The organism is Streptomyces sp. cg35, from assembly GCF_050410835.1.
Taxonomy (GTDB): domain Bacteria; phylum Actinomycetota; class Actinomycetes; order Streptomycetales; family Streptomycetaceae; genus Streptomyces.
The window spans coordinates 8,013,088-8,025,852 of record NZ_CP191268.1; the positions used below are offsets into that span (position 1 = coordinate 8,013,088).

12 protein-coding genes are annotated in these 12,765 nt (G+C 72.9%); 7 read left to right on the top strand and 5 right to left on the bottom strand.

Features of this window, described 5'->3' with window-relative positions; genetic code table 11:
* Nucleotides 1–94: 94 nt before the first annotated feature.
* The 3 genes from ACQUQD_RS37010 to ACQUQD_RS37020 form a co-directional block, all read right to left on the bottom strand.
* Nucleotides 95–709, bottom strand: a complete 615-nt coding sequence (locus ACQUQD_RS37010; RefSeq protein WP_428956582.1) for an Rv1733c family protein — start codon at nucleotides 707–709, stop codon at nucleotides 95–97.
* Nucleotides 710–872: 163 nt separating this feature from the next.
* A complete protein-coding gene (locus ACQUQD_RS37015; protein WP_428956583.1) occupies nucleotides 873–1,697 on the bottom strand; it encodes an MOSC domain-containing protein in 825 nt (274 codons plus the stop codon).
* A gap of 61 nt (nucleotides 1,698–1,758) precedes the next feature.
* The gene (locus ACQUQD_RS37020; protein WP_428956584.1) at nucleotides 1,759–2,181 is read right to left on the bottom strand and encodes a DUF6643 family protein; all 423 of its coding nucleotides are present in this window, start codon (nucleotides 2,179–2,181) and stop codon (nucleotides 1,759–1,761) included.
* 267 nt (nucleotides 2,182–2,448) lie between these two features.
* Between ACQUQD_RS37020 and ACQUQD_RS37025 the strand changes: the two genes are divergently transcribed.
* Complete coding sequence (locus tag ACQUQD_RS37025; RefSeq protein ID WP_428957747.1) at nucleotides 2,449–3,711, top strand: TerD family protein; 1,263 nt, start codon at nucleotides 2,449–2,451, stop codon at nucleotides 3,709–3,711.
* Nucleotides 3,712–3,729: 18 nt separating this feature from the next.
* On the opposite strand, the gene ACQUQD_RS37030 is transcribed toward ACQUQD_RS37025, so the two are convergent.
* Entirely contained in the window at nucleotides 3,730–4,905 is a 1,176-nt protein-coding gene (locus ACQUQD_RS37030; RefSeq protein WP_428956585.1) for a glycosyltransferase, read from the bottom strand.
* Nucleotides 4,906–4,963: 58 nt separating this feature from the next.
* Between ACQUQD_RS37030 and ACQUQD_RS37035 the strand changes: the two genes are divergently transcribed.
* Nucleotides 4,964–5,749 (top strand): glutamate racemase, encoded by a 786-nt coding sequence (locus ACQUQD_RS37035; protein WP_428956586.1) that lies wholly within the window; start codon nucleotides 4,964–4,966, stop codon nucleotides 5,747–5,749.
* 76 nt (nucleotides 5,750–5,825) lie between these two features.
* Nucleotides 5,826–6,389 carry a hypothetical protein gene (locus ACQUQD_RS37040; RefSeq protein ID WP_428956587.1) on the top strand — a complete coding sequence of 188 codons (564 nt, stop codon included), beginning with the start codon at nucleotides 5,826–5,828 and terminating at the stop codon, nucleotides 6,387–6,389.
* 12 nt (nucleotides 6,390–6,401) lie between these two features.
* Here ACQUQD_RS37040 and ACQUQD_RS37045 read toward each other — a convergent pair whose 3' ends face one another.
* A complete protein-coding gene (locus ACQUQD_RS37045) occupies nucleotides 6,402–7,478 on the bottom strand; it encodes an O-antigen ligase family protein (RefSeq protein WP_428956588.1) in 1,077 nt (358 codons plus the stop codon).
* A gap of 233 nt (nucleotides 7,479–7,711) precedes the next feature.
* Here ACQUQD_RS37045 and lnt point away from each other — a divergent pair, with 233 nt between their 5' ends.
* The 4 genes from lnt to ACQUQD_RS37065 all read left to right on the top strand — a co-directional run bounded on the left by lnt (nucleotide 7,712) and on the right by ACQUQD_RS37065 (nucleotide 12,749).
* Nucleotides 7,712–9,316, top strand: coding sequence for an apolipoprotein N-acyltransferase (lnt, locus tag ACQUQD_RS37050; protein WP_428956589.1), 1,605 nt, complete (start codon nucleotides 7,712–7,714; stop codon nucleotides 9,314–9,316).
* Nucleotides 9,317–9,351: 35 nt separating this feature from the next.
* Nucleotides 9,352–9,831 carry an NUDIX hydrolase gene (locus tag ACQUQD_RS37055; protein WP_428956590.1) on the top strand — a complete coding sequence of 160 codons (480 nt, stop codon included), beginning with the start codon at nucleotides 9,352–9,354 and terminating at the stop codon, nucleotides 9,829–9,831.
* Nucleotides 9,832–9,886: 55 nt separating this feature from the next.
* Nucleotides 9,887–10,675, top strand: coding sequence for a 3-hydroxybutyrate dehydrogenase (locus tag ACQUQD_RS37060; RefSeq protein WP_428956591.1), 789 nt, complete (start codon nucleotides 9,887–9,889; stop codon nucleotides 10,673–10,675).
* A gap of 136 nt (nucleotides 10,676–10,811) precedes the next feature.
* Nucleotides 10,812–12,749: a helix-turn-helix domain-containing protein gene (locus ACQUQD_RS37065; protein ID WP_428956592.1), complete on the top strand. Its 1,938-nt coding sequence runs from the start codon at nucleotides 10,812–10,814 to the stop codon at nucleotides 12,747–12,749.
* Nucleotides 12,750–12,765: the final 16 nt, after the last annotated feature.

Here is a 12,765-nt window from a genome sequence, read left to right on the forward strand (position 1 = left end):
GGTCGTGTTCACGCCCTGCCCGGCGCTGTTCCTGCGAAAGGTGGGTCCACCGTAGCGTGCGCGGAGCACGGTAGTTGACCGGAGTCGCACCCTGTCAGCTGCCCGTGCCCGTCCTGCCCCAGTCGGGACCGGCGATGTCCCAGGCCTGGTCCCAACGCGCGTACCGGCGACGGACCATGCGCCACACGACCAGGCGCCTGGTGCCCTCGACGAGACCGGTGACGGCGACGGCGGCGCCGAATCCGGCCAGCACCGCGTGCGTGGTCGCTGTCGTGCGGTCGAGCGGGCGGCCCACGACCTGGCCCCGCCCGTCGATCCACAGCGGGAACGTGTCGCCCGTGTGCGGAGTGTTGAGCGCGGCGATGACCCGGTCCCGGTGCGCTGTGCCGTCCGGCGCCTTCCAGGTCGCGATGACCCGGCTGTGCGCGTCCCGCGCGGTCGAGGTCTCCGGATCGGAGTCGAGCGGCGGCTGTGCCACCTTCTGCACGACCGTCGCCGTGACCTGGTGCCGCAAGCTCCGCTGTTCCTGGACCGAGCGGTACAGCGCGTCACGCGACAGGGATCCCGCGACGACGCCGACGACCGGTGCGGCGACGACGATGAGCATCAGCGCGACCAGTGCGACCCACGCCTCCGCCAGGTCGGTCCTGCGGCGCAACGGATTGCGGCGCCAACGCCAGAGCCCGGTGATCGCTCGCACAGCCTGCACCCCCTTCCGCTCCCGTCCTGACCCCGGACGGCGGCGTCCACGCGCGGCTGGGGCCCGGTAGAGCCACCTCAACTCCGTGCGACGCTGAACGCCGATGGTTCCGACGCTGCCATTGTCCCTCAACGAGCGTGTCGGGCCGTCGGGTTCCCCGACCGGGTGACGGTTATTCGAGAACGGTGACCGGATCCCCCACGCGCACGGAGCCGGCCGACTCGGGCACCAGGTTCGTCCCGAAGCACAACTGGTCGCCGAAGCGGCGGTGGCGGGCGAGCGTGCGCAGCGGTTCCTTGCCACGCTCCGCGGTCTCCTGGTCCGTGGTCGTGACGACGCAGCGGCCGCACTTCTTGGTGATGCGGAAGGTCACCTCGCCGATCGCGATGCGCGACCAGTCGTCCTCGGCCCAGGGCGAGGTCCCGGAGACGACCACATTCGGCCGGAAACGGTTCATCGGCAGCGGCCCCTCGTCCGCGTGGTCACCCTGCGCGATGAGGGAGTTGAGGGCGTCGAGCGAGGAGAGGGTGGTCACCAGCAGCGGATACCCGTCGGCGAAGCTGACGGTCTCGCCGGGGCGGGCGTACGCCGGGTCGATCGGGCGTCTGGTCGCCGGGTCGTCCAGATGCAGCAGACGTATGTCCCTCTCCAGGTACGCGCTCCACCAGGCGTGCGCCGCAGGGGCGGCGAGCACCGCCTCGACCTTGTCCTTCCAGACCTCGATCGTGGTCGTGGCGCCGGGCTCGGGGACCTCGACCGTCAGCGGGTCCCTACCGGGGGCGGACAGGCGAACGCCGCCGCCGGGCAGCGCCTCGGCGGCGGCCAACGCCAGCCTCGGGTGCGGGCGTTGCGTCACGATCTTGTTCGCGGCGTCGACCAGCACCCAGCGGCGGTCCCCCGCGAGTCCCCACGGCTCCACGACCGCCTCACGCGGGGCGAACCCCCGGACCGCCTTCAGCGGGTGGACGTGGATCGAACTGAGTACAGGTTGCGACATGGGGCCATCCTGCCAGCAGGCACCGACAGCCCCGGGTGCGGGCGGAGCGAATCGTCGTGGCTCAGTAACCGCGGTACTGCTGGCGGCTGTACGGATCCTCGTACGGCGCCGGGGCGGGCCGGGGCGCGGCCGGACGCATCGCTTCGTAGCCGGTACCGGGCGCCGGTCGCTGCGGCTGGGCCTGCGGGCCCGGGTAGCCACGCGGCGCGGCGGCCTGCTGCGGGATGTACGCGGTCGGGGCCGCCTGCATCGGAGCGGGCTGCTGGGCGCCGTAGCCGTACTGCGGCGAGGGCGCGGACGGGAGTGCGGGAAGAGCCGCCGGCAGGGCGGGCAGATGACTGCCGGTGTCGTACGCGGAGGGAACCCGGATCGGGGCGATCTGGGGCGTGCCCCGCTCTGCGACGAGGGAGTCGTAGATCGGAGTGTCCGGGAAGGACGGCGCGGAGTAGTAACCGCCGCCATAGGTGGAGCGGGGGGAGGTCATGGCACATAAGTTAAGCCCACGATGTGGCCGTTGGGGTAGACCGATAAGAGGGTTCTTTTGCGCGTCGGCCGTGACTGCGTGTCCCCAATGCGAGCGAACTTGGGAAAATCGGTCGCCGTTCGGCGTTGTGATCGTGTAAAGGCCGAGTTCCTGAAGGGTTACCAGGGGTTGGCCAGCGATCTTCATACGCGCCTCTGGGGTCCTTTACGTGCCGGGGAATAGGTTGACGGGGGAACCCGGAGATGAGCGTTGGGGGCAGACATGACAATGGCCAAAGGATCGAATGTCGCGGTGCCGGCTCTGGCGGTGCGGGTCGAATTGGGATGGCGTTCCGGCCCGGGTGTGCCCGACACCGATGCGTCGGCGCTCCTCCTCGCCTCCGGGAAGGTGCGCTCCGACGCGGACTTCGTGTTCTACAACCAGCCCGCGCACGCGTCCGGCGCGGTGCGGCACGAGGGCAAGAGCGCCGCGGAAGGCGCCGTCAGGGACACCCTGCTCGTCGACCTCGCGCGCGTGGAGCCGGCCATCGAGCGGGTGGTCCTCGCCGCGTCCGCGGACGGCGGAACGTTCGCCCAGGTACCGGGCCTCTACATCCGGGTCGTCGACGCGGCCGCCGGTACCGAGATCGCCCGCTTCGACAGCGCCGACGCGACGGTCGAGACCGCGTTCGTGCTGGGCGAGCTGTACCGGCGCCAGGGCGCCTGGAAGTTCCGTGCGGTCGGTCAGGGCTACGGCAGCGGCCTCGAAGGGCTCGCCACCGACTACGGGATCACGGTCGACGAGCCGCAACATGCCACGCCGGCCCCGACACCCGCACCGGCGCCGACGTCCGCACCGCGGATTCCGGCCGCCCCGATGAACCCGCCGCCCACGGCACCGTCGCCCGCCCCCGCGCCTCTGACCAAGGTCACGCTCACCAAGACGGCTCCCACCGTGTCTCTGGCGAAACAGGGCGGCACATCCGGTGCGATGCGCGTCAATCTCAACTGGGAGATGCGCAAACAGTTCAGCGGCTGGGGGAGCAAGCGCGGCCGGGCAACCGCGATGCACCGCGATCTCGATCTCGACCTGTGCGCCCTGTTCGAACTCGCCGACGGACGCAAGGGCGTCGTGCAGGCCCTGGGCAACGCTTTCGGGGCGCTGCACCAGCCCCCGTACATCCACCTCGACGGCGACGACCGCAGCGGAACCGTCGCGACCGGCGAGAACCTCAGCATCAACCTCGACCACAAGGACGCGTTCCGCCGCATTCTCATCTTCGTGACGATCTACGAAGGCGCCCGCAGCTTCGCCGACCTGCACGCGACGGTGACGCTGCAGCCGTTGCACGGGGCACCCATCGACTTCTCCCTGGACGAGTGCACGGTGCCCTCCACGGTGTGCGCGCTCGCCCTCATCACCAACAACGGCGGCGACCTGACCGTCCAGCGCGAGGCCCGCTATCTCGTCCCCGCCCGGGGCGTCAGCCCCCAGCGCACCGTGGACCAGGCCTACGGGTGGGGCATGAACTGGACGCCGGGCCGCAAGTAGCTCTCCGTAGCGCCGGGTTCACCGCTGTTCGGGCGCGGCGTCGGGACGGGCGTAGGTACGCCCCTTCCACGCCGCGCCTCGACCTCTGTAGTGCTGCACCGCGGAATCGACCGTCATGAGGAGATAGAGGAACGCGGTGAACGGCAGAAGCGGAGCCAGCCAGAGGGGCTGCCGGTAGTAGCGCAGCATCGGGAGGTACGTACCCGTCATCACGGTCCAGGCGAGCGCGCCCAGCAACGCGGTCGGCGCGCTTCCCGCGGCCAGGCCGACGCACACGGCGGCCGGCGGCACCAGATAGACGAGCGCGAGGCCGAGCACCGTGCCCAGCAGCACCAACGGGTTGTGCCGCAACTGCGCGTACGCGCTGCGCGACACCATGCGCCACAGATCGGCCAGGCGCGGATACGGCCGCACACTGTCGACGTGCTCGGCCAGGCCGAGCCAGATGTGGCCTCCCGAGCGCTTCACGGCCCGCGCGAGCGAGACGTCGTCGATCACCGCCTGCCGGATGGCGTCCGGGATCCGCGCCCGCTCCGCCGCAGCCGTCCGCAACAGGACGCAGCCGCCCGCCGCGGCGGCCGTGCGCGACTCCCGCCGGGCGATCCACCGGAACGGATAGAGCTGCGCGAAGAAGTACACGAACGCCGGCACGACGAGCCGCTCCCAGATGCTCGCCACCCGCAGCCGCGCCATCTGCGAGACCAGGTCGAAGCCGCCCGCGTCGGCCGCGGCCACCAAGGTGCGCAGGCTGTCGGGCTCATGGGCGATGTCCGCGTCGGTGAGCAGCAGAAACTCGGGTCCACGCGCGCGTGCCAGACCGATGCCGTGCCGCACCGCCCACAGCTTCCCCGTCCAGCCCGCGGGCGGCTCGCCGGGGGAGTCGACCGTCAGCGGCAGTCCGCCGTGCCGCTCCGCGAGGGCCCGCGCCACCTCGCCCGTACCGTCCGAACTGCCGTCGTCGACAAGGAAGATCTCCGCCCGGCCCGGATAGTCCTGGGCGAGCAGCGACGGGAGGCTGTCCGGCAGGACCGCCGCCTCGTCCCGGGCCGGCACCACGACGCACACGTCCGGCCAGTTCGCGGGCTCCGTGCGCGGCGGGAGCCGCAGATCCGTGCGCCAGAAGAAGCCCTGGCAGAGCAGCAGCCACAGCCATGCGGCCAGCGAGGCCGCGGTGATCCACGCAACGACGTCCATCCGCCGCAGTCTGCCGCACCGGCCCGGCTCCGTCGGAGCCATCGTCTATGGTTTCCGGGTGAAGATCGCGCTCATGGACTCGGGAATCGGACTGCTCGCGGCCGCCGCCACGGTACGGAGCCTGCGGCCCGACGCCGATCTCGTGCTCTCCTCCGACCCCGACAGCATGCCGTGGGGTCCGCGCACCCCGGAGGACGTCACGCAGCGTGCGCTCGCCGCCTGCGAGGCCGCCGCGGCGCACCGGCCGGACGCGCTGATCATCGCCTGCAACACGGCCTCCGTGCACGCCCTGCCGGCCGTGCGCGCCCGGCTCGAACCGGCGATCCCCGTCATCGGCACCGTCCCCGCGATCAAGCCGGCCGCCTCGGGCGGCGGCCCCCTCGCCATCTGGGCCACGCCCGCCACCACCGGCAGCCCGTACCAGCGCGGACTGATCCGCGACTTCGCCGCCGGGGTCGAGGTCACCGAGGTGCCGTGCCCCGGGCTCGCCGACGCGGTGCAGTGGGCCGACGAGGAGGGCATCGACCGGGCCATCGCGGCCGCGGCGGCGCTCACACCGCGTGACGTCCAGGCCCTCGTCCTGGGGTGCACGCACTACGAACTGGTGGCGGAGCGCATCCGCGCCGCGGTGCAGCAGCCCGGCGCCGCGCCCCTCACGCTGCACGGCAGCGCCGGGGCCGTCGCCGCGCAGGCCCTGCGCCGCATCGGCGAGCGACCCCCGGCCGCTCCGGGCACGCACGGCAGCCTCACGGTGATCCTCAGCGGGCGTACGGAGCCGCTCCCGCAGGCCGCTCTCACCTACGCGGAAGGCCGCTCCCTGCAGGCAGTCAGCCACGCGGGCTGAGCGAGAACCCCGATACGGAGCAGTCACGCTCCGCAAGCCGGTGCCTCGACACCGGAACATGAGTAGGCTCGTGTCCATGAGGGAACACGCCGCCGACGAACACCCCGGGCGACGCACTTCCGCCCACGCGAGCGACATCTGGACCGGTCGCGCACACAACCGTGTGCAGTGGCTGCTGGCCATGGGCGGCTTCGCCTGTCTGGCCCTCGGCATCGAGCTGGCCGTGGACAACTCGTGGGCCACGGGCATCGCGGCCCTGGCCATGTCCGTCGTCGGGCTCATCGCCGTCGGGCTGCTCGTCCTGTTCGGCACCCTCGCGTTCCTCCACGTCGCCGTGAAGGTCGACAAGGACCACCTCGAGGTGCGCTGCGGCCATGTCGGACTGCCGCGGCGCCGCATCCCCCTGGCGCATGTGGTCGACGCGGACTTCGCGCCCCGCGTCACGCCCCGGCAGTGGGGCGGCTGGGGTTATCGGTGGCGTCCCGAGATCGGTACGGCCGTCGTGGTGCGGCGCGGCGAGGGCGTGGTCCTCAGCCTCGGTGACGGCCGCAAGTTCACGGTGACCGTGGACGACGCGGAGGACGCCGTGCGGCACATCCGCGACCGCCTCAAGCCGAAGGCGGCAGGCCCCGCCGTCTGACCCCTCGCCCGCTCACCCGTGGCCGCTCCGGACATCCACCGGGGCGGCCTCGTCGTGCGGTGGGTCGTTCGGGAACGGCTCCGCGGTGGCGATGCCCGCGAGCAGGCCCACGCCCGCCGTCACCGTCGTGAAACTGAGGGCGTTGCCGAGGGACGCCAGCGCGGCCACCATCGTCAGCGCCGCGCCCGCGGCCAGGACCACCTGCGTCGAGCGGGTCGAGCGCCACAGCGCGCACAGCAGCCAGCAGTAAGCGGCCGCGAGCAGGACCACACCGACGACCCCCTGCTCGGCGGCCACCTGGAGGACGGCCGAGTGCGGTCTGCCGTCGGGCAGCGGCGACTGCGCGAGCGTCGGGCTGAGCTCCTCGAAGCGGCCGGGGCCGACGCCCAGCCCCGGATCGGACGCGGCCAGGTCCAGGGCGTCGCGCCACAGCAGGACACGGTGCGCGGTGAGCCGGCCCTCCAGCGAGGCGGTCAGGCCGGCCGGCAGCACGTTCCGGGCCAGGGCCGCGCAGAGGCCCGCCACCATGGCCGTCGCCACGCCGAGGCCCGCGAGACCGAACGCCCTGTGGCGTGTTCCGGCCGCCGCGAGCGAGGACAGGACGACGACCGCGCAGGCGGCGATCCCGGCCCAGGACCCGAGGACGGCGGCGACCACGACCGTCCCGGCCGCCAGGACGTGCAGAGCGATCCGCAGCCCGCGGTGCCGCGCCGACCACGCGGCGCAGCACAGCGCGCCCGCCGACAGGGCGAGCAGCGCGGCCGTGGCACCGGCGCGCCCGAGCGGGGCCATGGTGTCCGGGGCGGGAACGGTGTGCGGGGACAGCACCGCCAGAAACAGGCCGCCGGCCCCGGCCGCGGCGGACGCGGTTGCCGGAAGGAGAGCCCCGCCGATCCGGCCGCACGCATAGCCCGCGGCGACGGCGAGCACGGCGAGGAGCATCCCCTCGGGCCGGCCTGCCCGCGCGGTCGACGTGACGAGTGCCCACACGGCGCAGCCGCCGAGGACGCCGAGGCCCGCCGCGTCGGTCAGCGCACGGTGCCGGGCCGCACCCGCGCCGGTGCCCGCAGACCACCCCGTGGTTCCCACCCACCGCCCCCCGACCGTGACGGCCCCCGACATGGTGGCCGGATCCGGCGGTACGTCGGGGACTCGGGCACACGGTAACGGCTGGTGTGCCGCTGTGCGCGGGAGTTGCGCAGGAACGTTTCGGAGGCGCGGTGGCCCGCACACGCCGTGGCTCCTGGGAGAGGCGTGCTCCCGAGGGCCCGGCGGGCCGACCGCCATGTCCCCCTGACAGTGACGCGCCGTACACTCCCCGGGTGACCGCCACCGCACCTCCCGTCGCCCCGTCGGACGAGCCCGCCGCGCAGCCCGCTCGTCCCTCCTACCTGCGACGGCTCGTGCCCGTCGGCCTGGCGGTGCTCGCCGGCCTGCTGCTGTACGCAAGCTTCCCGCCGCGCGAACTGCCGTGGCTGGCGCCGCTCTCCTTCGCCCTCCTCGGGCTCGCCCTCCACGGGCGGCGGCTGAGGGCGGGTTTCGGACTCGGGCTCGTCTTCGGTCTCGCCTACCTGGTGCCGCTGCTGTCGTGGACCGGCGTCGACGTCGGACCGCTGCCCTGGCTCGCGCTCGCCGTCGCCGAGGCGCTGGTCCTGTCGCTCGCCGGTCTGGGTATCGCGTACGTGACACGGCTTCCGCTGTGGCCGCTCTGGGCGAGCGGGGTCTGGATCGCGGACGAGGCGCTGCGCGCCCGCTTCCCGTTCGGCGGCTTCCCGTGGGGGAAGGTCGCGTTCGGACAGCCCAGCGGTGTGTTCCTGCCGCTCGCCTCCCTGGGCGGCACCCCGCTGCTGGGCTTCGCCGTGGTGCTGTGCGGCTTCGGGCTGGCCGCCCTCGTCCTGCGCGTCCTCGACCTCCGACGCTCGGGTGACGCGGGCGTGCTGCGCGACCGTACCGTCGCCGTCGCGGCGGTGTGCACCGTCGCACCGGTGATCGCCGGAGCCGCGGTCATGCCGTTCGTGTCGAACGCGGCGCAGGCCGGCACCGCGCGCGTGGCGCTCATCCAGGGCAACGTGCCGCGGATGGGCCTCGACTTCAACGCCCAGCGGCGAGCCGTCCTCGACTACCACGTCCGCGAGACCATGAAGCTCGCCGCCCGGATCAAGTCGGGCGAGGTGAAGCGGCCCGAGCTCGTGCTGTGGCCGGAGAACTCCTCCGACATCGACCCGTACGTCAACCAGGACGCGTACGACGAGATCCAGCGGGCCGCCGAGGCGGTCGGCGCGCCGATCTCGGTGGGCGCCGTCGTCACCACGAGGGACGGCGCGACGCACAACCGGCTCATCCTGTGGGACCCGAAGAAGGGTCCCGGCGCCACCTACGACAAGCGGCATCTGCAGCCGTTCGGCGAGTACATGCCGTACCGCAGCTTCTTCCGGATCTTCAGCAAGGACGTCGATCGCGCCGGGGACTTCGTGCCCGGCAAGAAGGCCGTCGTCTTCGACATGGCGGGCACCAAGATCGGCAACGTGACCTGCTACGAGGCCGCGTTCGACGACGTCGTCCGCGACCAGGTCCGCGAAGGCGCGCAGATCCTGTCCGTGCCGAGCAACAACGCGACGTTCGAGCGCAGCCAGATGACCTACCAGCAGCTCGCGATGGACCGGGTGCGCGCCGTCGAGCACGGGCGGGCCGTGATGGTCCCGGTCACGAGCGGGGTCAGCGCCGTCATCCGGCCCGACGGATCCGTCGCCCAGCACACCGGCATGTTCGAGCCCGACACCCTGCTCGCCGACGTCCCCAAGCGGACCTCCCGGACCCTGGCCACGCGCGCGGGCGTCGCGCCCGAGGCACTCCTGGTCGCGATCGGCGTCGGCGGCCTCGCCTGGGCCCTTGTGCGGTCTCGCCGGGGACGGCGTACGGACGGCTGACGTGCTGGTTCGGCCGTACGGATAGGGTCGAGGGCATGGCGACTCCAGACTTCATCCGTGACATCCGGGCCACCGCCGGCCACCAACTGCTCTATCTGCCGGGCGTCAGCGCCGTCGTCTTCGACGACGAGGGGCGGGTGCTCCTGGGCCGCCGCAGCGACACGGGCCATTGGGCGGTGCCCGCGGGGATCGCCGAGCCGGGGGAGCAGCCCGCCGACGTCGCGACGCGCGAGGTGGAGGAGGAGACGGGCGTCGAGTGCGTGGCCGAACGCGTCGTCCTCGTGCAGGCGCTGAAGCCGATCACCTACCCCAATGGTGACCAGTGCCAGTTCATGGACATCACCTTCCGCTGCCGCGCCACCGGCGGCGAGGCGCGGGTCAACGACGACGAGTCCCTCGAGGTCGGATGGTTCGCGCTGGACGCGCTGCCGCAGCTCAGCGAGCACGCGGTGTTCCGCATCAAGCAGGCACAGTCCGAAGGACCGACATGGTTCGAGACCATGACCGAGCGCTGAAGTATGGGTGCCGACCACATCGGGCGGCGCTGATCGGCTGCCTAGGGTGCGGAGCATGACCCCGAGCACGCCACTCCCCGCACCCCATGCTGTGCCGCTCGACCTCGCCGGCCGCACCGCACTCGTCACCGGCGCCGCAAGTGGCATCGGCCGGGCCTGCGCGCTGCGGCTCGCCGCCGCGGGCGCCAAGGTGAGAGCGGTGGACCGGGACCGGGAGGGCCTCGGCGCACTGGCCGAACGGACCGACGGCATCGAGCCCTACGTCCTCGACCTGACCGACCTCGACGCCGCCGAGGCCGCGGCGGCGGGAACCGACGTCCTCGTGAACAATGCGGGGCTCCAACTGGTGCGCCCCATCGAGGAGTTCCCGCCCGAGGTGTTCCACACCGTCCTGACGGTCATGCTGGAGGCCCCGTTCCGGCTGATCCGGGGAGCGCTGCCGCACATGTACGGCCAGGGCTGGGGGCGCATCGTCAATGTGTCGTCGGTGCACGGGCTGCGGGCCTCCGCCTTCAAGTCCGCGTACGTCGCCGCGAAACACGGCCTCGAAGGGCTCTCGAAGACGGCGGCGCTGGAGGGAGCCCCGCACGGCGTCACCTCGAACTGCGTCAACCCGGCCTACGTGCGCACGCCGCTCGTCGAGAAGCAGATCGCCGACCAGTCCGCCGCGCACGGGATCCCCGAGGAGCGGGTCGTGAGCGAGGTGCTGCTGCAGGACAGTGCGCTCAAGCGGCTCATCGAGCCGGACGAGGTCGCCGAGGCGGTGGCGTACCTGTGCACACCGCAGGCCTCGTTCATGACCGGTACGTCGCTGTCGCTCGACGGCGGCTGGACCGCGCACTGATCCGCACGCCAATGATCCCTTTTCATCTGAAATGCAGGGAATGTCGTCGCTCGGACGGGTGGCCGCACTTCCCGGAAATCCTGAGTTGTCCACAGGGCTGGCCGGGCCCGCCCCACGGCGGGTAATCCTGTTGAGCATGTCGCAGCACCCACCGCACTCAGCCGCCGCCTCCGCCCCGGTGACCACCGGGGACGCGCAGGCCCCGTTCCTGGAACTGCTCGCCAGGGGCGCCTCCGCCGACGCGTACGAACAGCCGGTGCTGGTCGCACGCGCCGAGGGTGCGGCACCCGCGCGGATAGCGGCCCTCGAGGACGCCAAGCGGCTCGCGCTCGGGGTGCGGGAGGAGATGGAGGGCAGGCGGCGCCGTGAGGCCGAGCTGTCCGCCCTGTTCGAGACCGCGCACGACCTGGCCGGCCTGCGCGACCTCGACGCGGTGCTGCAGGCCATCGTCCAGCGGGCCAGATCGCTGCTCGGCACCGACGTGGCGTATCTGACGCTGAACGACCCGGCCCGCGGCGACACCTACATGCGGGTGACCGAGGGCTCCGTCGCGGCCCGCTTCCAGCAGTTGCGCCTCGGCATGGGGGAGGGGCTCGGCGGACTCGTCGCGCAGACCGCACGGCCGTACGTCACCGCGAACTACGGGCAGGACGTGCGCTTCCAGCACACCCGCACCATCGACGCGGGAGTCCACGACGAGGGCCTCGTGGCCATCCTCGGGGTGCCGCTGATGCTGGGGCCGCACGTGATCGGCGTGCTGTTCGCCGCGGACCGGCGCGCGCGGGTCTTCGAGCGGGAACAGATCGCGCTCCTCGGCTCGTTCGCGGCGCTCGCCGCGGCCGCCATCGACACCGCGAACCTCCTCACCGAGACCCGCGAGGCACTCGGCGAACTGGAGCGGGCCAACGAGATCATCCGGGACCGCAGCGGCGTCATCGAGCGCGCCTCCGACGTGCACGACCGCCTCGCCGAACTGGTGCTGCGCGGCGGCGGCGTGCACGACGTCGCGGCCGCGGTCTCCCAAGTGCTCGACGGGACCGTGGAGTTCACCGACGCGGACACCGCCCCGGGCGAGGCCGTCGAGGCGTCCCGCACCGAGGGGCACGCGGTGCGCCGCGGCGACGACTGGGTCGCGGCGGTCGCCGCCGGCGGTGAGCTCCTGGGCGCCCTGGTGCTGCGCGGCCACCCCGGCCTGGACCCGGTCGACCAGCGCACGCTGGAGCGCGCCGCCATGGTCACGTCGCTGCTGCTGCTCGCCCGGCGCTCCGCCTCCGAGGCCGAACAGCGCGTCCGTGGCGAGTTGCTGGACGACCTGCTCGACGCCCGCGACCGCGACCCGCGGCTGCTGCAGGAGCGGGCCGCGCGGCTGCACGCCGACCTGGGCGCCACGCACGTCGTGCTCGCGGCCCGCCTGGAGACGGCCGGCGCCGACGCCGAACAGGAGGCCGCCGCGCGCCGCCGCCTGTGGTCGGCGGCCAACCACCTGGCGGCGACCCGGCAGGGCCTGGCCGCGGCCCGCGACGGCGGCACCGTCCTGCTCCTGCCGCTGCGCTCCGGCGGCACGGCGTCCGGTGTCGCGGCGCACGTGGCCAAGCGGCTGTCCGCGGCGATCCACGAGACGGTCACGGTGGGCGCCTCCGCCCCCGTCCCGAACCTGGCCGCCCGCACCGACACCGCGGCCCTCGCGTACGCCGAGGCACAGCGCTGTCTCGACGCGCTGCGCCTGCTCGGCCGGGCCGGTGAGGGCGCGGCCGCCGAGGACTTCGGGTTCCTGGGCCTGTTGCTCGCCGACAGCCGGGACATCAGCGGGTTCGTCGGCCGCACCATTGGAGAGGTCGTCACGTACGACGAGCGCAGAGGCACCGACCTCGTGCGCACGCTCGACGCCTACTTCGCGTCCGGTTCGAGCCCGGCCCGCACGAAGGACGCACTGCACGTCCATGTGAACACCGTGGCCCAGCGCCTGGAGCGGATCGGCCGGCTGCTCGGTCCGGACTGGCAGTCACCGGCGCGCTCGCTGGAGATACAACTCGCCCTGAGGCTGCACCGGTTGTCCGGCCCGGACATACGCTGACCCCGTACGCGCGAGG